21 protein-coding genes and 1 tRNA gene are annotated in these 21,852 nt (G+C 60.0%); 13 read left to right on the plus strand and 9 right to left on the minus strand.

Annotation, left to right across the window (positions count from 1 at the left end):
• Positions 1-287 precede the first annotated feature (287 nt).
• The 4 genes from AAEZ10_RS20310 to AAEZ10_RS20325 all read left to right on the plus strand — a co-directional run bounded on the left by AAEZ10_RS20310 (position 288) and on the right by AAEZ10_RS20325 (position 5,593).
• Positions 288-364 (plus strand) — tRNA-Met (locus AAEZ10_RS20310).
• A 279-nt stretch (positions 365-643) separates the two neighbouring features.
• A complete protein-coding gene (gene mprF, locus AAEZ10_RS20315) occupies positions 644-3,283 on the plus strand; it encodes a bifunctional lysylphosphatidylglycerol flippase/synthetase MprF (protein WP_151550978.1) in 2,640 nt (879 codons plus the stop codon).
• Positions 3,283-4,578 carry a virulence factor family protein gene (locus AAEZ10_RS20320; protein ID WP_350570729.1) on the plus strand — a complete coding sequence of 432 codons (1,296 nt, stop codon included), beginning with the start codon at positions 3,283-3,285 and terminating at the stop codon, positions 4,576-4,578. The genes mprF and AAEZ10_RS20320 overlap by 1 nt, the downstream gene beginning before the upstream one ends.
• A 685-nt stretch (positions 4,579-5,263) precedes the next feature.
• Positions 5,264-5,593 (plus strand): DUF3077 domain-containing protein, encoded by a 330-nt coding sequence (locus AAEZ10_RS20325; protein WP_350570731.1) that lies wholly within the window; start codon positions 5,264-5,266, stop codon positions 5,591-5,593.
• Positions 5,594-5,791: 198 nt separating this feature from the next.
• Here AAEZ10_RS20325 and AAEZ10_RS20330 read toward each other — a convergent pair whose 3' ends face one another.
• The gene (locus AAEZ10_RS20330) at positions 5,792-7,633 is read right to left on the minus strand and encodes a potassium transporter Kup (protein WP_437182198.1); all 1,842 of its coding nucleotides are present in this window, start codon (positions 7,631-7,633) and stop codon (positions 5,792-5,794) included.
• Positions 7,634-7,982: 349 nt separating this feature from the next.
• Here AAEZ10_RS20330 and rimO point away from each other — a divergent pair, with 349 nt between their 5' ends.
• The 6 genes from rimO to tsaA all read left to right on the plus strand — a co-directional run bounded on the left by rimO (position 7,983) and on the right by tsaA (position 13,323).
• Positions 7,983-9,320 (plus strand): 30S ribosomal protein S12 methylthiotransferase RimO, encoded by a 1,338-nt coding sequence (gene rimO / locus AAEZ10_RS20335; RefSeq protein WP_024011887.1) that lies wholly within the window; start codon positions 7,983-7,985, stop codon positions 9,318-9,320.
• 321 nt (positions 9,321-9,641) lie between these two features.
• Positions 9,642-10,115 carry a GNAT family N-acetyltransferase gene (locus AAEZ10_RS20340; protein ID WP_110645929.1) on the plus strand — a complete coding sequence of 158 codons (474 nt, stop codon included), beginning with the start codon at positions 9,642-9,644 and terminating at the stop codon, positions 10,113-10,115.
• A 191-nt stretch (positions 10,116-10,306) separates the two neighbouring features.
• Positions 10,307-11,017 carry an rRNA pseudouridine synthase gene (locus tag AAEZ10_RS20345; RefSeq protein WP_076566200.1) on the plus strand — a complete coding sequence of 237 codons (711 nt, stop codon included), beginning with the start codon at positions 10,307-10,309 and terminating at the stop codon, positions 11,015-11,017.
• A gap of 70 nt (positions 11,018-11,087) precedes the next feature.
• The gene (locus tag AAEZ10_RS20350) at positions 11,088-11,558 is read left to right on the plus strand and encodes a YehS family protein (protein ID WP_056783315.1); all 471 of its coding nucleotides are present in this window, start codon (positions 11,088-11,090) and stop codon (positions 11,556-11,558) included.
• 129 nt (positions 11,559-11,687) lie between these two features.
• Positions 11,688-12,458 carry an SDR family oxidoreductase gene (locus AAEZ10_RS20355; protein ID WP_243241826.1) on the plus strand — a complete coding sequence of 257 codons (771 nt, stop codon included), beginning with the start codon at positions 11,688-11,690 and terminating at the stop codon, positions 12,456-12,458.
• A gap of 166 nt (positions 12,459-12,624) precedes the next feature.
• Positions 12,625-13,323: a tRNA (N6-threonylcarbamoyladenosine(37)-N6)-methyltransferase TrmO gene (gene tsaA / locus AAEZ10_RS20360; protein ID WP_350570735.1), complete on the plus strand. Its 699-nt coding sequence runs from the start codon at positions 12,625-12,627 to the stop codon at positions 13,321-13,323.
• Positions 13,324-13,495: 172 nt separating this feature from the next.
• On the opposite strand, the gene fpr is transcribed toward tsaA, so the two are convergent.
• Positions 13,496-14,275 (minus strand): ferredoxin-NADP reductase, encoded by a 780-nt coding sequence (gene fpr / locus AAEZ10_RS20365; RefSeq protein ID WP_007908723.1) that lies wholly within the window; start codon positions 14,273-14,275, stop codon positions 13,496-13,498.
• Between the two features lie 132 nt (positions 14,276-14,407).
• Here fpr and AAEZ10_RS20370 point away from each other — a divergent pair, with 132 nt between their 5' ends.
• The gene (locus tag AAEZ10_RS20370; RefSeq protein WP_024011881.1) at positions 14,408-15,334 is read left to right on the plus strand and encodes a LysR family transcriptional regulator; all 927 of its coding nucleotides are present in this window, start codon (positions 14,408-14,410) and stop codon (positions 15,332-15,334) included.
• Here AAEZ10_RS20370 and AAEZ10_RS20375 read toward each other — a convergent pair.
• The 3 genes from AAEZ10_RS20375 to AAEZ10_RS20385 all read right to left on the minus strand — a co-directional run bounded on the left by AAEZ10_RS20375 (position 15,331) and on the right by AAEZ10_RS20385 (position 17,388).
• Entirely contained in the window at positions 15,331-15,693 is a 363-nt protein-coding gene (locus AAEZ10_RS20375) for a diacylglycerol kinase (protein WP_016771411.1), read from the minus strand. The two genes, AAEZ10_RS20370 and AAEZ10_RS20375, sit on opposite strands and share 4 nt — an antisense overlap.
• A 74-nt stretch (positions 15,694-15,767) precedes the next feature.
• Positions 15,768-16,418, minus strand: coding sequence for a response regulator transcription factor ErdR (gene erdR, locus AAEZ10_RS20380; RefSeq protein ID WP_073475945.1), 651 nt, complete (start codon positions 16,416-16,418; stop codon positions 15,768-15,770).
• 223 nt (positions 16,419-16,641) lie between these two features.
• The gene (locus AAEZ10_RS20385; protein WP_243241824.1) at positions 16,642-17,388 is read right to left on the minus strand and encodes a tRNA-uridine aminocarboxypropyltransferase; all 747 of its coding nucleotides are present in this window, start codon (positions 17,386-17,388) and stop codon (positions 16,642-16,644) included.
• A 189-nt stretch (positions 17,389-17,577) separates the two neighbouring features.
• Here AAEZ10_RS20385 and AAEZ10_RS20390 point away from each other — a divergent pair, with 189 nt between their 5' ends.
• A complete protein-coding gene (locus AAEZ10_RS20390; protein ID WP_007908738.1) occupies positions 17,578-18,003 on the plus strand; it encodes a PA3611 family quorum-sensing-regulated virulence factor in 426 nt (141 codons plus the stop codon).
• On the opposite strand, the gene AAEZ10_RS20395 is transcribed toward AAEZ10_RS20390, so the two are convergent.
• Entirely contained in the window at positions 18,004-18,201 is a 198-nt protein-coding gene (locus AAEZ10_RS20395; protein WP_016770569.1) for a hypothetical protein, read from the minus strand.
• A gap of 339 nt (positions 18,202-18,540) precedes the next feature.
• Between AAEZ10_RS20395 and AAEZ10_RS20400 the strand changes: the two genes are divergently transcribed.
• Positions 18,541-19,656, plus strand: coding sequence for an LOG family protein (locus AAEZ10_RS20400; RefSeq protein WP_282385495.1), 1,116 nt, complete (start codon positions 18,541-18,543; stop codon positions 19,654-19,656).
• Positions 19,657-19,714: 58 nt separating this feature from the next.
• Here the strand turns inward: AAEZ10_RS20400 and recX are convergent, their stop codons facing one another.
• The 3 genes from recX to AAEZ10_RS20415 all read right to left on the minus strand — a co-directional run bounded on the left by recX (position 19,715) and on the right by AAEZ10_RS20415 (position 21,836).
• Positions 19,715-20,185 carry a recombination regulator RecX gene (recX, locus tag AAEZ10_RS20405; protein ID WP_041478085.1) on the minus strand — a complete coding sequence of 157 codons (471 nt, stop codon included), beginning with the start codon at positions 20,183-20,185 and terminating at the stop codon, positions 19,715-19,717.
• 8 nt (positions 20,186-20,193) lie between these two features.
• On the minus strand, positions 20,194-21,252 hold the full coding sequence (gene recA / locus AAEZ10_RS20410) for a recombinase RecA (protein WP_024011876.1): 1,059 nt from the start codon (positions 21,250-21,252) through the stop codon (positions 20,194-20,196).
• An 83-nt stretch (positions 21,253-21,335) separates the two neighbouring features.
• Positions 21,336-21,836: a CinA family protein gene (locus AAEZ10_RS20415; protein ID WP_038861108.1), complete on the minus strand. Its 501-nt coding sequence runs from the start codon at positions 21,834-21,836 to the stop codon at positions 21,336-21,338.
• Positions 21,837-21,852: the final 16 nt, after the last annotated feature.

The following is a 21,852-nucleotide window of genomic DNA, read 5'->3' on the forward strand; positions in this document are numbered from 1 at the left end:
TGGAGCAGTCTGGTAGCTCGTCGGGCTCATAACCCGAAGGTCGTCGGTTCAAATCCGGCTCCCGCAACCAAACATCAGAAAAGGCTACTCGAAAGAGTGGCCTTTTTTGTGCGCGTCTGTTTTGCAAACGGGCGCCCTGCTCAATCGCTAGCGAAACGGCAATTCGTTGCATTTCCGAAACTTACGCATCACCTGCGACCGTTTGCCGCGATTTCGCAGTTATTTGGCCCATTCCGGGATTAGCGGTTGACACCTCGTCGTTCGCCTGTAGAATGCCGCCACACAGACGCGGGATGGAGCAGTCTGGTAGCTCGTCGGGCTCATAACCCGAAGGTCGTCGGTTCAAATCCGGCTCCCGCAACCAAACATCAAAAAAGGCTACTCGAAAGAGTGGCCTTTTTTGTATCTGTTGAAAAAGTCCTTTCGCAACAATGATCTGTCACTGTGCAGTGAACCGCTGGGGATCATCAGAACCACTGACTTGCGACTATGCTTGAGTCGCAGACAGGGTTTCTGCAATCCAGGAACTGCCCTCGCCGATGCCCGACGAGAGGCGTAGTATTTTGTGATTATTTTTTTCTACAGGGATTGGTAACTTGGCTGGATACCTCCATCCTGTCGCGCACAATCCAAGAGGTGATTGATGCGCGCCAACTCGTCTGATCCACAAGACACCGTTACAGCAGAACAACCGATCAAACCCGAGCGTTTGCGCTGGCTGGATCGATTAAGCAAATACCGTCAGCCGATCGGTCTGGCCGTCACGTTGCTGCTGTTTGCCATTGCCCTGATTGCCTGCCGCCATCTGCTCGCCGAGCTTGATCTCGACGCATTGCATGACTCGATTCTCGACGTGCCGAAACCGGCCCTGCTCGGCGCTATTGGCGCGACCGTGGTCGGTTTCATCATTCTGCTCGGCTATGAATGGTCGGCCAGCCGCTACGCCGGTGTGAAACTGCCGCCGCGCACGCTTGCCCTCGGCGGCTTCACCGCTTTTGCGATTGGCAATGCCATTGGTCTGTCGCTGCTGTCCGGCGGCTCGGTTCGTTATCGTTTATATGCGCGACTGGGCGTCGGTGCGTCGGAAGTTGCGCACATGACGCTATTTGCCAGCCTCTCGCTGGGCTGCGCATTGCCGCCACTGGCAGCGCTGGCCACGCTGAGCAACCTGCCCGCCGCCTCGCAAGCGCTGGGACTGTCCGAAGTCTTGCTCGGCTCCGTCGCCGCTGGCGTATTGATCCTCGGTGCTGTGCTGGCAATCGGCATCTATCGCCGTCGTCTGCCGGAACAACCTTACCCCGACAATCTTCTGGTTCGTGCCGGGCGGCGCACCCTGCGTCTGCCGGGTCGGCGCCTGACGTTCCTGCAACTGGTGATCACCGCTCTCGATGTCGCGGCTGCCGCCACCGTTCTGTATTTGTTGCTGCCGGAAGCGCCGCCGTTTGCGCCGTTCCTGCTTGTGTATCTGCTGGCGCTGGCCGCCGGTGTACTCAGTCATGTACCGGGCGGTGTTGGCGTGTTCGAGGCGATTCTGCTCGCCGCGTTTGCCGACAAGCTCGGCGCCGCGCCGCTGGCAGCCGCACTGCTGCTGTATCGCCTGATCTACGTGGTGCTGCCGCTGCTGGTCGCTTGCGTACTGCTGCTGATCAACGAAGGCCAGCGCCTGTTTCAATCCCAGACCATGCGCGCGGCGTCCGGTCTGGCCGCGCCGGTTCTGGCGGTGCTGGTGTTTCTGTCTGGCGTGGTGTTGCTGTTTTCCGGCGCGACCCCGGAGATCGACACGCGCCTAGAGCACATCGGTTTTCTGATCCCGCATCGCCTGGTCGACGCGTCGCACTTCGGCGCCAGCCTGATCGGCGTCCTCTGCCTGTTGCTCGCACAAGGTCTGCGCCGACGCCTGTCGGCGGCGTGGATGCTGACCACCATTCTGCTGCTGGTCGGCGCCCTGCTCTCGCTACTCAAAGGCTTCGACTGGGAAGAAGCCACGCTGATGACGTTTACGGCCGCGCTGCTCGGCGTGTTCCGCCGCTCCTTCTATCGCCCGAGCCGTTTGACCGAACTGCCGTTTTCTCCGCTGTATCTGGTCGCCAGTCTCTGCGTGCTGGGCGCTTCGGCCTGGTTGCTGCTGTTCGCCTATCAGGACGTGCCCTACAGCCATCAATTGTGGTGGCAGTTCACCCTCGATGCTGACGCGCCGCGTGGCCTGCGCTCGCTGCTCGGCGCGGCGGTGTTGCTGGTGATCATCTCCCTGACCTGGCTGCTGCGCACCGCGCGCCCGGTGATTCATTTGCCGACGCCGGACGAACTGGATCGCGCGGCAAAAATCCTCATGGCCTCGTCACAACCCGACGGCGGCCTCGCGCTGACCGGTGACAAGGCGTTGCTGTTTCATCCCAACGATGAGGCGTTCCTGATGTACGCCCGTCGTGGCCGCAGTCTGGTGGCGCTGTACGACCCGATCGGGCCGAGCCAGCAACGTGCGGAAATGATCTGGCAATTTCGCGACCTCTGCGACATCCACCACACTCGCCCGGTTTTCTATCAGGTACGCGCAGAGAATCTGCCGTACTACATGGACATCGGCCTGACAGCGATCAAGCTCGGCGAAGAAGCCCGGGTCGATCTGCTGCGCTTCGATCTGGAAGCCAAGGGCAAGGAGATGAAGGATCTGCGCTACACCTGGAACCGTGGCACCCGCGATGGACTGTCGCTGGAAATCCATGAGCCCGGGCAGGCGCCGATGGACGAGCTGAAAGTGATCTCCGATGCCTGGCTGACCGGCAAGAACGTGCGCGAGAAAGGCTTCTCCCTCGGCCGTTTCAGCGACGATTACCTGAAGCATTTCCGCATTGCGGTGATTCGCTTCGAAGGCCGCCCGGTAGCGTTCGCCAATCTGCTTGAGACCTACAGCCACGACCTGGCCAGTCTCGACCTGATGCGCGCGCACCCGGAAGCGCCGAAGCTGACCATGGAATTCATGATGGTCGGCCTGATTCAACACTATAAGAGTCACGGATACGCGCGCTTCAGCCTGGGCATGGTGCCGTTGTCGGGGCTGCAACCCCGGCGCGGCGCACCGCTGACCCAGCGCCTGGGCTCGATGGTTTTCCGCCGTGGTGAGCAGCTGTACAACTTCCAAGGTTTGCGCCGTTTCAAAGACAAGTTCCAGCCTGACTGGGAACCCCGTTATATGGCCGTGCCCGCCGGACTCGATCCGCTCGTGGCGCTGGCCGACACTGCTGCCCTGATCGCGGGCGGCTTGACTGGATTGGTGAAACGCTGATGATTCAACGCTCCCTGAAGTACATCCTGGCCGCCCTGCTGGTGCTGGCCGTGATTGCCGGCGGCGGTTACTGGTACCTCAAACGCCCGGCACCGGAACCGACCGTCGAACAACTGAAACCCGCCGATGGCACAGCCATGACCCGCGTGATCCCCGGCAGCAAGCCGAAGGCTCAGGTGCTGGTGGCCGTCACCGACGAACAGAAGCTTTCCGAGAAACAACTGACCACCCTCAGCCGCAGCGCCTCGGCGCAGATCGTTCAGGTGATTCTGCCCAAGGACTGCCTGCTGCAGAGCCGCGCCCTGCAATCAGGCCTGCGCGAACTGAATGGCCCGGCCACCCTGGTCAGCGGCATCGGCCCGGGCGCTGTACTGGCGTGGCGCTGGCTGGCGGAACAGAAAGACGACAAGGCCCAGGCCGTCTCCGTCGACCTCGCCCTGGAAAAAGGTGGCTGCACTCACCTATTGCCGAAATCCGCCGCCCACGGCCACTGGCTGGTGGCGTGGAACGACAACCCGGACGATGCCAGCGCAGGCTTCGTGCGCGATCAGCCGAACGCCGAAACCAGCATCAGCGACTACGACATCAACCTGCCGCAAGTGCTGAACAACGAACTGCGCAAAATCCTCGTCGGCGGCGACAAGGCCAACGGCGGCCTGGCGATTCCGGTCGTGGAAGTGCCGGCCGGCCAGGCCAACGACACCGTGACCCTGTTCCTCTCCGGCGACGGCGGCTGGCGTGACCTCGACCGCGACGTGGCGGGCGAAATGGCCAAGATCGGCTACCCGGTGGTCGGCATCGACACCCTGCGCTACTACTGGCAGCACAAGAGCCCGGAGCAAAGCGCACTCGACCTCACCGAACTGATGCAGCACTACCGGCAGAAATGGGGCACCAAACGCTTCATCCTCACCGGTTATTCGTTCGGCGCTGACGTCCTGCCGGCGATCTACAACCGCCTGCCAGAGAACGAACAGCAACGCGTCGACGCGATCATCCTGCTCGCCTTCGCCCGCACCGGCAGCTTCGAAATCGAAGTCGAAGGCTGGTTGGGTAACGCCGGCAAAGAAGCCGCGACCGGCCCGGAAATGGCCAAGCTGCCGGCGGCCAAGGTTGTGTGCATTTATGGTGAAGAAGAGACCGACGAGAGCGGCTGCACCGACAAGACTGCTGTCGGCGAAGCGGTGAAACTGCCCGGCGGGCATCACTTTGATGAAAACTATCCAGCGCTGGCCAAGCGCTTGGTCGAGCTGATTCAGAAGCGCCAGAGCAAGGATTCGGTGGCTGAAGAGTGATCTGAGCCACGCCCACAAAAAGCCCCCGCAACTTCACAGTTGCGGGGGCTTTTTACATTCCAGCCGCCACCACAATCCCTGTGGGAGCGAGCTTGCTCGCGAAAGCGGCAGGTCAGTTAACACATTCGCCGACTGACACTACGCCTTCGCGAGCAAGCTCGCTCCCACAGGGGAATTGCGCTGGACTCAGAGGTTTTGTGCCGAAGCTCGTAAATGTCTTGACTCTTCAGGAAGCTAAAATCACCAAATGTCCACATTCCATAAAACGTGGACACCTGCTTGATTGGCATTATCGAATCGTCAACTCCACACTCATTCATCTACCGAACAAATACCCACGTAACCGCCAGCAACGTTTAGTTTCGTTTACGTCTGGTCTCGCAATATCAGATGACGCCCACAGACCTTGTAGGCAAACTCCGAAACTCGTGTTGGGGCGCTTTGCCGCTCTATTGCGCTGTTTTTTGACGGGATACTCTCTGGACGTCGCTGACCCATTCAGCGATCGGGTGTGGTAACCCGGAGAAACCATCGCAACAGCCCGCTCCTCGAGTTATGGCGGCTGTGCGTGGGACGCTTTCGGGCGTGCCGGTTTCCTTGGTTCCCGGTTTACCACCCTGCGTACAGTTGCCTCCCTTTCGCGTGGTCACGAAAGTCGCGGCGCTTCGAACTAAGGAGTAACACGATGACCGAACCTGATCTGCACGGACTCGCAAGCGTTAAAACCATCGGCTTCACCCCTTTCCTCTACAACTCGGATCAAGCGTTCTTCAACGTCCGCTCCGGCGTCCCGATCATCAATGCCTTGTCCCAATCCTCCGACCTGCTGTCCCTCGCCAAATCCTTCGCCGAGGATGCTGCTTTCATCAAAGACACCGACCGCCACGCCTGGGCTGCGCATTACCTGACGGTGATGGGCAAGGCCTTGATTGATGACGTGATCCAAGCGCTGATCCCACGACCCGCGCGGACGAAGACTGAATCTGAAGCTGATCTGTCTGAACGCACCTCTTGATTCAACCCAATACCCTGTGGGAGCGAGCCTGCTCGCGAATGCGGTGGTTCAGCCACCACATGCTTCGACTGACACTACGCCTTCGCGAGCAGGCTCGCTCCCACAGGGAATCGGCGGTGGTTTGAGGGATTGGGCACAGGCACAAAAAAGCCCCCGCCAACCACAAGGCTGACAGGGGCTTTTCAGTTGAGGCCAGGCTTACATCTCCACCTGCGTCCCCAACTCAATCACTCGGTTCAGCGGTAGATTGAAGAACCTCAAGTTCCCATTGGCATTCTTCAACATGAACGCAAACAGCGCCTCTCGCCAACGGGCCATACCTTCCAGTTTCGAGGCAATCACCGTCTCACGGCTGAGGAAGTAGGTCGTGCGCATCGGGCTGAAGTCGAGGTCTTCGAGGTGGCACAGCTTCAACGCCTGCGGCACGTCGGGCTCGTCGGTGAAGCCGAAGTGCAGGATCACCCGGAAGAAACCCTCTCCGTGCGCTTCGACCTCGAAGCGCCGCGATGGCGGTACGCGCGGGATGTCTTCGTAAACCACCGTCAGCAACACCACTTGCTCATGCAGCACCTGGTTGTGCAGCAGGTTGTGCAATAAGGCATGGGGCACGGCGTCGGAGCGGGCGGTGAGGAACACGGCGGTGCCCTGTACGCGATGCGGCGGTTGCACGCGGATGCTGCTGATGAAGATCGGCAGCGGCAGCGCGCCTTCGTCGAGGCGTTCGACCAGCAGCTGTTTGCCGCGCTTCCAGGTGGTCATCAGCACGAACAGGGCGATACCGGCGATCACCGGGAAAGCGCCGCCCTGAACGATCTTCGGCACGTTGGCAGCGAAGTACAGGCCATCCACCAGCAGGAAGCCAAGCAACACCGGCACCGCGAGAATCGGTGGCCATTTCCACAGCAGCAACATAACCGCCGACACCAGAATGGTGGTCATCAGCATGGTGCCGGTCACCGCCACACCATAGGCAGAAGCCAGCGCGCCGGACGATTCGAAGCCGAGCACCAGCAACACCACGCCGACCATCAGCGCCCAGTTCACCGCACCGATGTAGATCTGGCCCTGCTCGTCGCTGGAGGTGTGCTGAATGTACATGCGCGGGATGTAACCGAGCTGGATCGCCTGACGGGTCAGGGAGAACGCGCCGGAAATCACAGCTTGCGAGGCGATCACCGTGGCCAGGGTCGACAGGCCGACCAGCGGAATCAGCGCCCAGCTCGGTGCCAGCAGGTAGAACGGGTTACGCGCTGCGTCCGGGTTTTCCAGCAGCAATGCGCCCTGGCCGAAGTAGTTGAGCACCAGCGCCGGCAGCACCAGCAGGAACCAGGCGCGAGCGATTGGCTTGCGGCCGAAGTGGCCCATGTCGGCGTACAGCGCTTCGGCGCCGGTCAGCGCCAGCACTACCGCGCCGAGGATCGCTACGCCCATGCCCGGGTGCACGACGAAAAAATTCACCGCCCACATCGGGTTCAGCGCGTGCAGCACTTCCGGGGTGTGGCTGATGCCGTACACACCGAGCGCGCCGAGGACGAGGAACCAGGTAACCATGATCGGCCCGAACAGAATGCCGATCCGCGCGGTGCCGTGGCGCTGGATCAGAAACAGCGCGACCAGCACCACCAGCGACAGCGGCACCACCCAGTGATCGATGCCTTCAAACGCCAGGCCGAGGCCTTCGATCGCCGACAGCACCGAAATGGCCGGGGTGATCATGCTGTCGCCGTAGAACAGCGCCGCACCAATCAGCCCGCACACCACCAACAGCGTGCGCAGGCGCTTGCGCCCCGCCGCTGCCCGCCGTGCCAGTGCCGTCAGGGCCATGATGCCGCCCTCGCCCTGGTTGTCGGCGCGCAGGACGAACATCATGTACTTGATCGAGACCACCCAGATCAGCGACCAGAAGATCAACGACAGAATGCCCAGCACGCCGTCGTGATTGACCGGCACACCATAACCGCCGGAAAACACTTCCTTGAGGGTGTACAACGGGCTCGTGCCGATGTCGCCATAAACCACCCCGACTGCCGCGACCAGCATGCTCAGCGGTCTGCTTGCCGAACCCTCGGCGCCCGCCGCATGACTACTTGCCTGACCCATCCAACACTCCTGATCTCGATACCGGCTTCTTTGAAGGAAGCACTATGCTTTGAGTTGCAGCATGCGCTGTTTTACCTGTTGTTACAGACCAATGATTGACTGCACGAAATCGGTAAAGCTCAACGGCGCGAAGCATAGCGCAGCACTCGTCGTATTTCCCCGTATAAAGCTGGTCAAGTGCGTTGCCCGCCGCTAGAATTGCGCACTTTTTGATCAGAGGCGCGCCCTAAGCGCCCATCCGTCGGCTTGCGCACCAAGCAAGCGACGTCACAAAACACCGAGGTTAGACATGTCCACCACTCCTGCGCCGGCCAATCCAAAGGTTGGCTTTGTATCTCTGGGTTGCCCGAAAGCACTGGTCGACTCCGAGCGCATCCTGACCCAGCTGCGCATGGAAGGCTATGACGTGGTGTCCACCTATCAGGACGCCGACGTCGTAGTGGTCAACACCTGCGGTTTCATCGATTCGGCCAAGGCTGAGTCGCTGGAAGTGATTGGCGAAGCGATCAAGGAAAACGGCAAGGTCATCGTTACCGGCTGCATGGGCGTGGAAGAAGGCAATATCCGCGACGTGCACCCGAGCGTGTTGGCCGTGACCGGTCCGCAGCAGTACGAGCAAGTGGTCAACGCCGTGCACGAAGTGGTGCCGCCGCGTCAGGATCACAACCCGCTGATCGACCTGGTGCCGCCGCAAGGCATCAAGCTGACCCCGCGCCACTACGCGTATTTGAAGATTTCCGAAGGCTGCAACCACAGCTGCTCGTTCTGCATCATCCCGTCGATGCGCGGCAAACTGGTCAGCCGTCCGGTTGGCGATGTGCTCGACGAAGCCCAGCGCCTGGTCAAATCCGGCGTTAAAGAGCTGTTGGTGATCTCGCAAGACACCAGCGCTTACGGCGTTGATGTGAAATACCGCACCGGTTTCTGGAACGGTGCGCCAGTGAAAACCCGCATGACCGAGCTATGCGAAGCGCTGAGCACGCTGGGCGTCTGGGTCCGCCTGCATTACGTTTATCCGTACCCGCACGTCGACGAGCTGATTCCACTGATGGCCGCCGGCAAGATCCTGCCGTACCTGGATATCCCGTTCCAGCACGCCAGCCCGAAAGTCCTGAAGTCGATGAAACGCCCGGCGTTCGAAGACAAGACCCTGGCGCGCATCAAGAACTGGCGCGAAATCTGCCCGGACCTGATCATCCGTTCGACCTTCATCGTCGGCTTCCCGGGCGAAACCGAAGAAGACTTCCAGTACTTGCTCAACTGGCTGACCGAAGCCCAGCTCGACCGCGTCGGCTGCTTCCAGTACTCGCCGGTTGACGGCGCGCCAGCGAATGATCTGGATCTGGAAGTGGTACCGGACGACGTCAAGCAGGATCGTTGGGAGCGCTTCATGGCGCACCAGCAGGCGATCAGCTCGGCACGTCTGCAAATGCGCATCGGTCGTGAGATTGAAGTGCTGGTGGACGAGGTTGACGAACAAGGTGCGGTCGGCCGTTGCTTCTTCGACGCCCCGGAAATCGATGGCAACGTGTTTATCGACAATGGCAGCAACCTGAAGCCGGGCGACAAGGTCTGGTGCAAGGTGACTGACGCTGACGAATATGATCTGTGGGCTGAGCAGATCTGATCTGAAGATCAAAAGCCCCTCACCCCAGCCCTCTCCCAGAGGGAGAGGGGGCTGACCGTGTTGTTCTTTCTAGGTACATCGACCTGAGCTATCCGGTCGAACTCAGGTTTGAAAAGCACGAAGTTCAGCTCCCTTCCCCCTCGCCCCCTCTGGGGGAGAGGGTTGGGGTGAGGGGGAGAGATCTTGCTGGCGACAGAAATAGCCAGCCAGACACCGCAACAAATCCAAAAAGCCCCGCTCTTTTCCGAGATACGGGGCTTTTTTGCGGCTATCGTTTAGCGGGGGACGGACTCCCTTGAACCGCACAAGAGGCACACGCACATGCGTCAGCATTCGGTTATCCACACACCGAAAATCAGCGATTACGAAGAACTGACCCGGGTCTGGGAGGCCTCGGTCCGTGCGACTCACCAGTTCCTGCCGGACAGCTACATCGAGCTGCTGCGCAATCTGGTGCTCACCCGCTATCTCGATGCGGTCATGCTGATCTGCACCAAGGACCGCCAGCAGCGCATTACCGGGTTTGCCGGTGTGGCGGCGGGCAAGATTGAAATGTTGTTCATCGATCCTGATCATCGTGGCCAAGGCTTGGGCAAGCAGCTGCTCCGATATGCGATCGAACGGCTCAACGCCGATGAACTCGACGTCAATGAGCAGAACCCGCAAGCCTTGGGATTTTATGAAAAGCAGGGATTTGAAGTGATCGGCCGCTCCGAGGTCGATGGCATGGGCCAGCCGTATCCGCTGCTGCATATGCGCTTGCGGCAGTCCCAACAGCGCTCGGGCAACGGCTGACACACTATGAAACCCATGTGGGAGCGAGCCTGCTCGCGAATGCGGTGTACCAGTCACTGCAAACATTGACTGGCAGGACGCCTTCGCGAGCAGGCTCGCTCCCACATTGAATACAGCGCCTGCAAATGGAACCGGGCTTAACCGCTTCCACACAGGTACAATGCCCACCCCTTTTTTGTTACGGCCCCGTCATGACTGACCCGATTCGCCTCTCCAAACGCCTCATCGAACTGGTCGGTTGCTCCCGCCGGGAGGCCGAGCTGTTCATCGAGGGCGGCTGGGTCACCGTGGACGGCGAAGTCATCGATGAGCCGCAATTCAAGGTCGGCGAGCAAAAGGTCGAGCTCGACAAGGACGCCAAGGCCACCGCGCCGGAGCCGGTGACCATCCTGCTTAACGCGCCCGCCGGCATGGATGTCGACAGCGCCATGCAAACGCTCAGCGCGGAAACCCTCAGCGAAGAGCATCGCTACGGCAAGCGTCCGTTGCGCGGGCATTTCCTGCGCCTGACCGCCAGCGCCGACCTGCAGCCCAAGGCCAGCGGCCTGCTGGTGTTCACCCAGGACTGGAAAATCCTGCGCAAGCTCACCGCCGACGCGGCGAAGATCGAGCAGGAATACATCGTCGAAGTCGAAGGTGAGATGGCTGCCCACGGCCTCAACCGTTTACAGCATGGCCTGACGCACAAGGGCAAGGAGCTGCCGCCAGTCAAGGCCAGCTGGCAGAACGAAAACCGTCTGCGCTTCGCCATGAAAAACCCGCAGCCGGGAATCATCGCGCAGTTCTGCGAAGCGGTCGGCCTGAAGGTCATCGGCATCCGCCGCATCCGCATCGGCGGCGTGTCGATCGGCAAGGTCCCGCTCGGCCAATGGCGCTACCTGTCCGGCAAAGAGAAGTTCTAGCACTTCCACTGCCGCCATACATTTCGGCAGCGCCTACGAGCGCTGCCCACAACGCATCAGGAATACCGACATGGTTCATAACGACGTACTGCGCAGCGTGCGCTACATGCTCGACATCAGCGACAAGAAAGTTGTCGAAATCATCAAACTGGGCGGCATGGACGTCACGCTCGCCGATGTCATCACCTGGCTCGACAAGAAAGAAGAAGACGAAGAAGGCTTCGTGCGCTGCCCGGACGAAGTCATCGCGCATTTCCTCGACGGTCTGGTGATCTTCAAGCGCGGCAAGGACGAAAGCCGTCCGCCACAGCCGATCGAAGTGCCGGTGACCAACAACATCATCCTGAAAAAACTGCGCGTGGCCTTCGAACTGAAAGAAGACGACATGCACGCGATCCTCAAAGCCGCCGAGTTTCCGGTATCCAAACCCGAACTGAGCGCGCTGTTCCGCAAGGTCGGCCACACCAACTACCGTCCGTGTGGTGACCAGTTGCTGCGTAACTTCCTCAAGGGCCTGACCCTGCGCGTCCGCCCTGCCTGATGCCCTTGTGCGGTGGCGATCGATAGTCGCCGCCGCAACGCATGACCGTTCATTCCCTGCAAAAATAATGGCTCCGCTTTTCGCGGCTGACGACTAGGGTGTACTGATCCCTAATCTTCAGGACTCGCCATGCATCCCTACTTTTCCCTGCAAGGCCGCACCGCTCTGGTGACAGGCGGAACCCGTGGTATCGGCAAGATGATCGCCAAGGCCTTCGTCGAGGCCGGCGCCCATGTCTACGTGTGCTCGCGCGACGTCGAAGCCTGCCAGCAAACCGCCGAAGAACTCGGCGCCATGGGCACTTGCCACGGCGTGGCGGCGAATCTGGCGACCGAAGAAGGCGTGCGGGAACTGGCCGCGCGTCTGGGTGAGCAGATCACTCATCTGGACATTCTGGTGAACAACGCCGGCACCACGTGGGGCGCGCCGCTGGAGAGTTATCCGGTCAAGGGCTGGGAGAAAGTCATGCAGCTCAACGTGACCTCGGTGTTCAGTTGCATCCAGCAGTTTCTGCCGTTGCTGCGCAAGGGTGGTTCGGCGGCAAATCCGGCGCGGATCATCAATATCGGTTCGGTGGCGGGGATTTCATCGTTTGGCGAGCAGGCGTATGCCTATGGGCCGAGCAAAGCGGCTCTGCATCAGTTATCGCGCATTCTGGCGCGGGAACTGGTGAGCCAGCACATCAACGTCAACGTGATTGCGCCGGGTCGCTTTCCGAGCAAGATGACCCAGCATATTGGTAATGATGAGCAGGCGTTGGCTGAGGACACCGCGCTGATTCCGATGAAGCGCTGGGGGCGTGAGGAAGAGATGGCGGCGCTGGCGATCAGCCTGGCGAGTACGGCGGGGGCTTATATGACCGGGAATATTATTCCTCTTGATGGCGGATTCAGTCTGTAGATCGGCGGCGCGGCCTTCGCGAGCAAGCTCGCTCCCACAGGGATCTTGTGCACGCCATAGATCCAATGTGGGTGCGAGCTTGCTCGCGAATAGGCCAGCCCTGCCACCACCAGACTTGAGACGGGACGGGTTATCATGCCCGCCCTACCCGCTTCGATCCCAGACCATGACTTACAGCGTCTCCCCCATCGGCTTCGTGCGCTCCTGCTTCAAGGAGAAGTTCGCCATCCCTCGCCAGCCGCAACTGGCACCGGCCGCCCGTGGCGTGCTGGAACTGGTCGCGCCGTTCGATCAGGGTGACGCCGTGCAGGGGCTGGAGCAGGTCAGTCATGTTTGGCTGTTGTTTCTGTTCCACCAAGCCCTGGAAGACAAACCGCGCCTGAAAGTGCGCCCGCCACGCCTGGGCGGCAATAAGTCGATGGGCGTGTTCGCCACCCGCGCCACGCACCGCCCCAATGGCATCGGCCAGTCGGTGGTGAAGCTGGACAAAGTCGAAGGTAATCGGCTGTTTATCTCCGGGATCGATCTGCTCGACGGCACGCCGGTGCTGGATATCAAACCCTATGTGCCGTATGCCGACATCATCCCCGGGGCGACCAATGACATCGCCAGCGCCGCGCCGCAGCTGATCGACGTGCAGTGGGCGGATTCGGCTTTGAAACAGGCGCACGCCCACGCTCAGCGCCTCGATGAGCCGTTGGTTGAGCTGATCGAGCAGTGCCTGGCGCAGGATCCGCGCCCGGCGTATCAGACGCCGGCGCCGGAACGTGAATATGGTGCGCAGTTCTGGGACCTGGACGTGCGCTGGCACTACCCGACGCCCGAACAGATCCGCGTGCTGGAAGTCATCCCGGCCGAGGCATAAAACCCGCAAACGAAAAAGCCCGCGCTGCCTTCTCAGGCAACGCGGGCTTTTACTGTCACACCGAAAAACCACTGTTGGAGCGAGCCTGCTCGCGAAGGCATCGTGTCATGCAACATCAACGTTGATGACAGACCGCATTCGCGAGCAGGCTCGCTCCCACAGTTATCGCAGGTTATTTTTCGACGAACGCACGCTCGATCAGGTAATCACCCGGCTCGCGCATCCGCGCCGAGATTTTCAGGCCGAAGCTGTCGAGCACTTCGCTGGTCTCGTCGAGCATGCTCGGGCTGCCGCAGATCATCGCGCGGTCGTCCTGCGGGTTGATCGGTGGCAGGCCGATGTCGCTGAACAGCTTGCCGCTGCGCATCAGGTCAGTCAGGCGGCCCTGATTCTCGAACGGCTCGCGGGTCACGGTCGGGTAGTAGATCAACTTGTCACGCAGCGCTTCGCCGAAGAACTCGTTCTGCGGCAGGTGCTCGGTGATGAATTCGCGGTAAGCGACTTCGTTGACGTAACGCACACCGTGAACCAGGATCACTTTCTCAAAGCGCTCGTAGGTTTCCGGGTCCTGAATGACGCTCATGAACGGCGCCAGACCAGTGCCGGTGCTCAGCAGGTACAAGTGCTTGCCCGGGTTCAGGTCATCAAGAACCAGCGTGCCGGTAGGCTTCTTCGAGATGATGATCTCGTCGCCCTCCTTCAAGTGCTGCAGCTGGGAGGTCAGCGGACCGTCCTGCACTTTGATGCTGAAGAATTCGAGATGCTCTTCCCAGTTCGGGCTGGCGATCGAGTAAGCGCGCATAAGCGGGCGGCCGTTGGGCTGTTGCAGGCCGATCATCACGAACTGACCGTTCTCGAAGCGCAGGCCCGGATCGCGGGTGCACTTGAAGCTGAACAGAGTGTCGTTCCAGTGATGAACACTGAGGACACGCTCGTGGTTCATGTTGCTCATGTACGTTTGACTCCTGGAGATTGGTCTGCGCGGCTCAATGAGGCTCAACGTGCGCAATTGCATCGCATTCTAATAGCGACGACAATATCTGTTAACTGGATTATTAAGATAAGGGTTATCGGTTATATCGATATGCGATTTACTCTCCGTCAACTGCAAGTCTTCGTCGCCGTCGCCCAGCAGGAAAGCGTATCCCGTGCTGCGGGTCTGCTCAACCTCTCGCAATCGGCGGCCAGCACTTCGATCACCGAGCTTGAGCGCCAGTCCAGCTGCCAGCTGTTCGACCGCGCCGGCAAACGCCTGAGCCTCAACGCCCTCGGCAAACAACTGTTGCCGCAAGCGGTGGCCCTGCTCGACCAGGCCAAGGAAATCGAAGACCTGCTCAATGGCAAATCCGGTTTCGGCTCTCTATCAGTGGGGGCGACGCTGACCATTGGCAACTATCTGGCCACCCTGCTGATCGGCAGCTTCATGCAGCGCCACCCCGAAAGTCAGGTCAAGCTGCACGTGCAGAACACTGCCAATATCGTGCAGCAGGTCGCCCACTACGAAATTGATCTGGGTCTAATCGAAGGCGATTGCAGCCACCCGGACATCGAAGTGCAGAGTTGGGTCGAGGATGAGCTGGTGGTGTTTTGCGCGCCGCAGCATCCGTTGGCCAAACGTGGCAGTGCGACGATGGAAGAGCTGACCCATGAGGCATGGATTCTGCGGGAACAGGGTTCCGGCACGCGGCTGACCTTCGACCAGGCCATGCGTCACCATCGCAGCGCGCTGAATATTCGCCTGGAGCTGGAACACACCGAGGCGATCAAACGCGCGGTGGAATCAGGCTTGGGAATTGGCTGCATTTCGCGGTTGGCGCTGCGCGATGCCTTCCGGCGCGGCAGTCTGGTGCCGGTGGAGACGCCGGATCTGGACCTGGCCCGGCAGTTCTATTTCATCTGGCACAAACAGAAATACCAGACCTCGGCCATGCGCGAGTTTCTCGAGCTGTGTCGCGCGTTCACCGCCGGAGTGCAACGCAGCGACGAAATCGTCTTGCCGACCATTGCTTAAAGCAGAATCACCGCCCACACCAGTCCGATCATGCTCAGCGCCACGAATTGCGCGGCGCTGCCCATGTCCTTGGCGTTCTTTGATAGCGGATGCAATTCCAGCGAGATGCGGTCAATGGCCGCTTCCACCGCTGAGTTGAGCAGCTCGACAATCAGCGCCAGCAAGCAAACCGCGATCAACACCGCCTGCTCGACCCGGCTGACATTGAGGAAGAATGTCAGCGGAATCAGCACCACGTTGAGCAGCACCAGTTGGCGGAATGCCGCTTCGCCAGTGAAGGCGGCGCGCAGGCCATCGAGCGAATAGCCGGACGCGTTGAGGATGCGTTTCAGGCCGGTCTGGCCCTTGAAAGGTGACATAAGAAAGAAACCAGCCAAAAAGGTGTGGGGAAGCTAGATCAACGAAAGTCAAAAAAGCGTGAAACCGCCAGCCATCACTGGCTCGGAATTGACTCAAGTTGTTGCAGCAGTAAAGCCGCTTGCGTGCGAGTGCGCACGTTCAATTTGCGAAAGATCGCGGTGACGTGGGCCTTGATGGTCGCTTCCGACACGCTCAGCTCATAAGCGATCTGCTTGTTCAGCAGACCTTCGCAGACCATGGTGAGCACCCGGAACTGTTGCGGTGTCAGGCTGGCAAGGCCATCGCTGGCAGCTTTCGCCTCATCCGACACGCTCACCGCTTCGAACGCTTGCGGCGGCCAGAACACGTCGCCATCGAGCACCTTGCGCACCGCTTCCTGAATTACGCTCAGATCACTGGACTTGGGAATGAAGCCACTGGCGCCGAACTCGCGGGACTTGACCATCACCGAAGCTTCTTCCTGGGCCGAGACCATCACCACCGGAATCTGCGGATACTGCCCGCGCAGCAGCACCAGCCCGGAAAAACCGTAGGCGCCGGGCATGTTCAGATCCAGCAGGACCAGATCCCAGTCAGCCTTTTCGGTCAGGCGGGCTTCCAGTTCGGCGATGCTCGCCACTTCCACCAGCCGCACGTTCGGGCCAAGGCCCAGCGTCACCGCTTGGTGCAGCGCGCTGCGAAACAGGGGGTGATCATCGGCAATCAGGATGTCGTATGTGGCCATTTTTCAAATGATCCTGTTTTTGATGGCAGACGCGGTAGATTCCGGTCTGGCCAAAGCAACTCGAGACAACGCTTGGAAGCGCTATCCACAGGGGCACGTTCAACGCCAATCAACAGCAAACACGGCGTCTCAAACCTTGGCCGCACCCTAATCGGCGCCAAGCATGCCCAGCGCAGCCGGGGTGGTCAAGCAAGATGGCCAGCGCTGTCGACAGTATGGGCCACTATCGGGCCAACTCCGGCTGCGGCTTTCGTATATAGGGCAACAGCTCGGCGTGAGCGGGCGTTGATTCATTTATGTCCAGTTGCTGCTTGGCACCGAGGTAATGCTGGCTGAACACATCGAAATAGGCGTCCAGCGCCGAAGCGGCAGCGCTGTCACCGGCCAGCTCCAGGCACAACGCCGCGACTTCGGCGGTGCACAGGTGCTCGCTGCGGGTCGAACGGCGCAAGCGATAGCGCGAGAGCTTGTCGGGCAGCAGGCTGAGGATCGGCAAGCGGTCGAAATACGGACTCTTGCGAAAGATCTTGCGCGCCTCGGTCCAGGTCGCATCCAGCAGTATGAACAGCGGGCGCTTGCTGCTATCGACTGTCACCGTGTTGGTCACCCGCGACGGTTCGACATACTCACCCGGAAACACCAGATACGGCTGCCACTGCGGATCGTTGAGCAGTGCAAGCATCTGCGGGTCGGGCTCGGTGCGTGACCAGATGAACGCATGGTTGTCGCGCACCACATCGGCAATCAGCCAACCGGTGTTGCTTGGCTTGAACACTTCCTTGCCGGTCATGATCAGGCACACGCCGGAACGGGTGTCGACGCTTGGCCGCCACGCGCACAGGCAATGACTGATGATGACCCGGCAATCGCGGCAACGCTCGGAGCGAAAGCCGCGCGCCTGAATCGGCTTGATACCTTCGTCCTCGCGCTGATCGCGCAGGCGGGCCACGGCGTTGGGGGCATGGTTCATCGCAGGCAACACCGGCAGACAGGGAAACTCGACACGAACGACACTCGGCAGGGCAATAAAGGCCGGCAGTTTACCAGAGCGACGGCCACAAGCCTGTACCGTCCAGACCGGCTCACCTATAATTCGCCGCCACTGAACGCACCGCCCCGTGACGGGTCGAAGCACCAGTCACCGAATCAGGAGAGTTTCATGCTGCGCCTTATCGTTCCCACCGCTGCCATTCTGCTGGCGTCGTCCTTTACCGCTCAGGCTGCGTCCCTGAGTGAGCAGAATCTGAACCGAGAGCTGCGCAACGTCGCCGCCCAAAGCAGCGTCGGCACGCCACGGGCGATCAATGAAGACATTCTTGATCAAGGCTACACCGTCGAAGGCACACAGCTGATCAACCATCTGAGCGTGCAAAAGAGCCACGCCGACAAGATGCGCGCCGATCCCAAGGCTGTGTATTTCCAGTTGGGCGCGTCGGTGTGCAACAACCCGTCGTACCGCAAGCTGATGGCCAAGGGCGCGATCATGCGTTACGACTTCACCGAAGTGAAAACCAACAAAGCCATCGGTTCGGCCAGCTATCAGGAATCCGATTGCCCGAAAGCCGCGCCAGCGAAAAAGAAGTAATCAGCGCGAAGCCTTGGCGCGCCGCTGTTCATCCTCGGCGCGCAGTTCTGCCACCAGCGCCTGCAGATAGCGCGAGCGGCGTTCGCCGCCGGCCAATCGTCGGCAGCACTCTTCTTCGAGACTCAATTGATGCGTCTCGGCCGACTCCTGCAACATTCGATACAGCTGAGTATCGATCTCCAGAACCACTCTGACCATGCATCCCGCCTCCTTGCCACCCACGAATCCTTGAATTGCTTTGCCTTGCAAACGCAAGGTTGTCTTGCGACGTCTGTATTTGAGTAAATCAGAGTGATGGCCCTTTGCGACACGTTCAGACGAGCGGCGGGGCTTTAGCGCAAATCAGTAAGCGGTTGCCAGACAAAACGTTACAGCGCACTGTTCAAGTCAGCGCGAATGCGTGCGAGGGTCTAGATTGAGAGTATTCCCGATCATTCGTTAACGGCAGAAATGGAACTGCCGGCCCTGTGTGTTTTTGCAGTGCGACCCGGACGCTGGTTGTCCGGGCTACCCGCTCTGTACAGAAGGAGACGTTGAATGCCTTATCAACCGAATGACCTCTTGAGCCGTCATTTTCAGGAAAGCGGCGACCTCATCAGCCAAGTCGAAGCCCAACTCAACCGTGTTTCCACCAACAGCCCGAACATCCCCATCTACCGCGACATGATCCTGACCGTGCTGCGCATGGCTCAGGAAGACCACAACCGCTGGAACGCCAAGATCACCCTGCAAGCCCTGCGTGAACTGGAGCAGGCGTTCCGCGTGCTCGAACAATTCAAGGGCCGGCGCAAAGTCACCGTGTTCGGCTCGGCACGTACGCCAGTGGAACATCCGCTATACGCGATGGCCCGCGAACTCGGCGCAGCGCTGACGCGTGCAGAGATGATGGTCATCACTGGCGCCGGCGGCGGCATCATGGCCGCCGCCCACGAAGGAGCCGGTCGAGATCACAGCTTGGGGTTCAACATCACCCTGCCCTTCGAACAACATGCCAACCCCACCGTCGACGGCACCGACAATCTGTTGCCATTCCACTTTTTCTTCACCCGAAAACTGTTCTTCGTCAAAGAGGCAGACGCGCTGGTACTGTGCCCGGGCGGGTTTGGCACCCTTGATGAAGCGCTGGAAGTGCTGACACTGATTCAGACCGGCAAAAGCCCATTGGTGCCGGTGGTGTTGCTGGATGTTCCGGGCGGTACCTTCTGGCAAGGTGCGCTGGACTTCATCCGCAATCAGCTGGAAGAAAACCGCTATATCCTGCCGACCGATATGAAGCTGATGCGACTGGTTTACAGCGTTGAAGACGCGGTGGACGAGATCAATCAGTTCTATAGCAACTTCCACTCCAGCCGCTGGCTCAAGCGGCAATTTGTAATTCGCATGAACCACAAGCTCAGCGACCAGGCACTGACGCAGATGCAGGAAGAGTTCACCGACCTGTGCCTGAGCGACGAGTTTCATCAACATGCCTACAGCGGCGAAGAACACGACGATGCGCAGTTCAGCCATCTGGTGCGGCTGGCGTTTGCCTTCAATGGCCGCACCCATGGTCGTCTGAGGGAGTTGGTGGACTTTATCAATCTGCCGGAAAACTGGGCCGATTCAAAACCGCCCACTGCACAACGCTCACGCGAGCCTTTCAACGTGATTTGAAGGCAAAAAAAGGCCCGCTATTTTCTAAAAAATAGCGGGCCTTTTTTGTCGAATCGGTCTAATCGTCCATCCCTCGACCGCTGAACAAGCGGTTGATCATCTCCATCGAGAACCCACGATACGCCAGAAACCGGCCTTGCCTGGCCCGCTCTTTCGCATCAATCGGTAGATGCCCGGAGAATTTGCGTTGCCACGTATCCTGAAGCTGCGCCTGCCAATTGATACCGCTTTCGCGCAGGGCGATTTCGATATCGGTACGTTGCAAACCCCGCTGGCTGAGCTCCTCGCGAATTCGCAGGGGGCCATAGCCGGAACGGGCACGGTAGGAGACAAAACTTTCAAGGTAACGGGCTTCGGAAAGCAGCCCCTCTTCCGTCAAACGGTCGAGGGCTGTTTCGATCAGCTCCGCCTCGGCGCCGCGCTGACGCAGCTTACGCGTCAACTCGACTCGACCATGCTCGCGACGTGCGAGCAGGTCCATAGCGGTTCGCCGCACCGCGACGAGGGTATCCAGTACGGCGGTGGTCATCGCTGGTATCAGAGGTCAGCGTCGGCCAGGTCGTCTTCGGTCTCTTTGACCGCCGAGGCCTTGGAGTCCGCGATCACAGCTGGCGACAGCAGCTTGTCACGCAGCTGCTTCTCGAGCTTCGCGGCAATTTCCGGGTTGTCCGCCAGGAACTTGGCCGAGTTGGCCTTGCCCTGACCGATCTTGGTGCCTTCGTAGGCGTACCAGGCGCCGGACTTCTCGACAAAACCGTGCAGCACACCCAGGTCGATCATCTCGCCGTTGAGGTAGATGCCTTTGCCGTAAAGAATCTGGAACTCGGCCTGACGGAACGGCGAAGCCACCTTGTTCTTCACAACCTTGACGCGAGTTTCGCTGCCGACCACTTCGTCGCCTTCCTTCACCGCGCCAGTACGGCGGATGTCGAGACGAACCGAAGCGTAGAACTTCAGCGCGTTACCACCGGTGGTGGTTTCCGGGCTACCGAACATCACACCGATCTTCATACGGATCTGGTTGATGAAGATGACCAGGCAGTTGGCGTTCTTGATGTTACCGGTGATTTTACGCAGCGCCTGAGACATCAGACGTGCTTGCAGGCCGACGTGCATGTCGCCCATTTCACCTTCGATTTCAGCCTTCGGTACCAGTGCCGCCACGGAGTCGACGATGATCACGTCAACGGCGTTGGAGCGCACCAGCATGTCGGTGATTTCCAGGGCCTGTTCGCCGGTGTCCGGCTGGGAAACCAGCAGGTCGTCGACGTTGACGCCGAGCTTGCCGGCATACTCTGGATCGAGTGCGTGTTCGGCGTCGACGAATGCGCAGGTCGCGCCGGCTTTCTGCGCCTGGGCGATCACGGACAAGGTCAGTGTGGTTTTACCGGAGGATTCAGGACCGTAGATTTCAACAATACGGCCTTTTGGCAGACCGCCGATGCCGAGTGCGATATCCAGACCCAGAGAGCCAGTAGAGATGGCCGGGATCGCCTGACGGTCCTGATCGCCCATACGCATTACGGCACCCTTGCCGAATTGACGTTCGATCTGACCCAGGGCCGCAGCCAAGGCTTTCTTCTTGTTGTCGTCCATTAAAGTCCTCACGTAATCAATAAGGCCTGACGGCCAACACCTGTATAAGTAGCCAGTATTATTCCACAGCGTTCGAAGATCGCCTACCCCTGATTTTCGATTTCTCGTGCCGCTAGTCGCACAAGCCCCTCTAGCGCGGCCTTCACCGTTTGTCGGCGGACTTCATCACGGTTGCCGGGGAAGTGCTGAACCTCACTGTAAACCTCGTCGCCAACACCCCAGGCCAGCCATACCGTGCCGACTGGCTTGTTCGGTGTGCCACCGTCGGGGCCGGCGACACCGCTGACCGCCACGGCAAAATGCGCCAGGCTGTGCTGCTGCGCACCGCGCACCATGGCCTCGACCACTTCGCGACTGACCGCCCCTACCGTCTCGAACAAATCGCCCGGCACATCCAGCTGCCGGGTCTTCTGCCGATTGGAATACGTCACGTACCCCGCTTCAAACCAGGCCGAACTGCCCGGAATCCGCGTAATCGCTTCGGCAATCCCGCCACCTGTGCAGGACTCGGCGGTAGTGACATGGGCATTGAGCACTTGCAGACGTCGGCCCAGTTCTGCGGCCAGTTGGGTGGTCTCTTTCACGGCGAGCTCCGGATCG

The organism is Pseudomonas sp. H26/SER47-MNA-CIBAN-0231 (assembly GCF_040310465.1).
Lineage (GTDB): Bacteria > Pseudomonadota > Gammaproteobacteria > Pseudomonadales > Pseudomonadaceae > Aquipseudomonas > Aquipseudomonas atacamensis.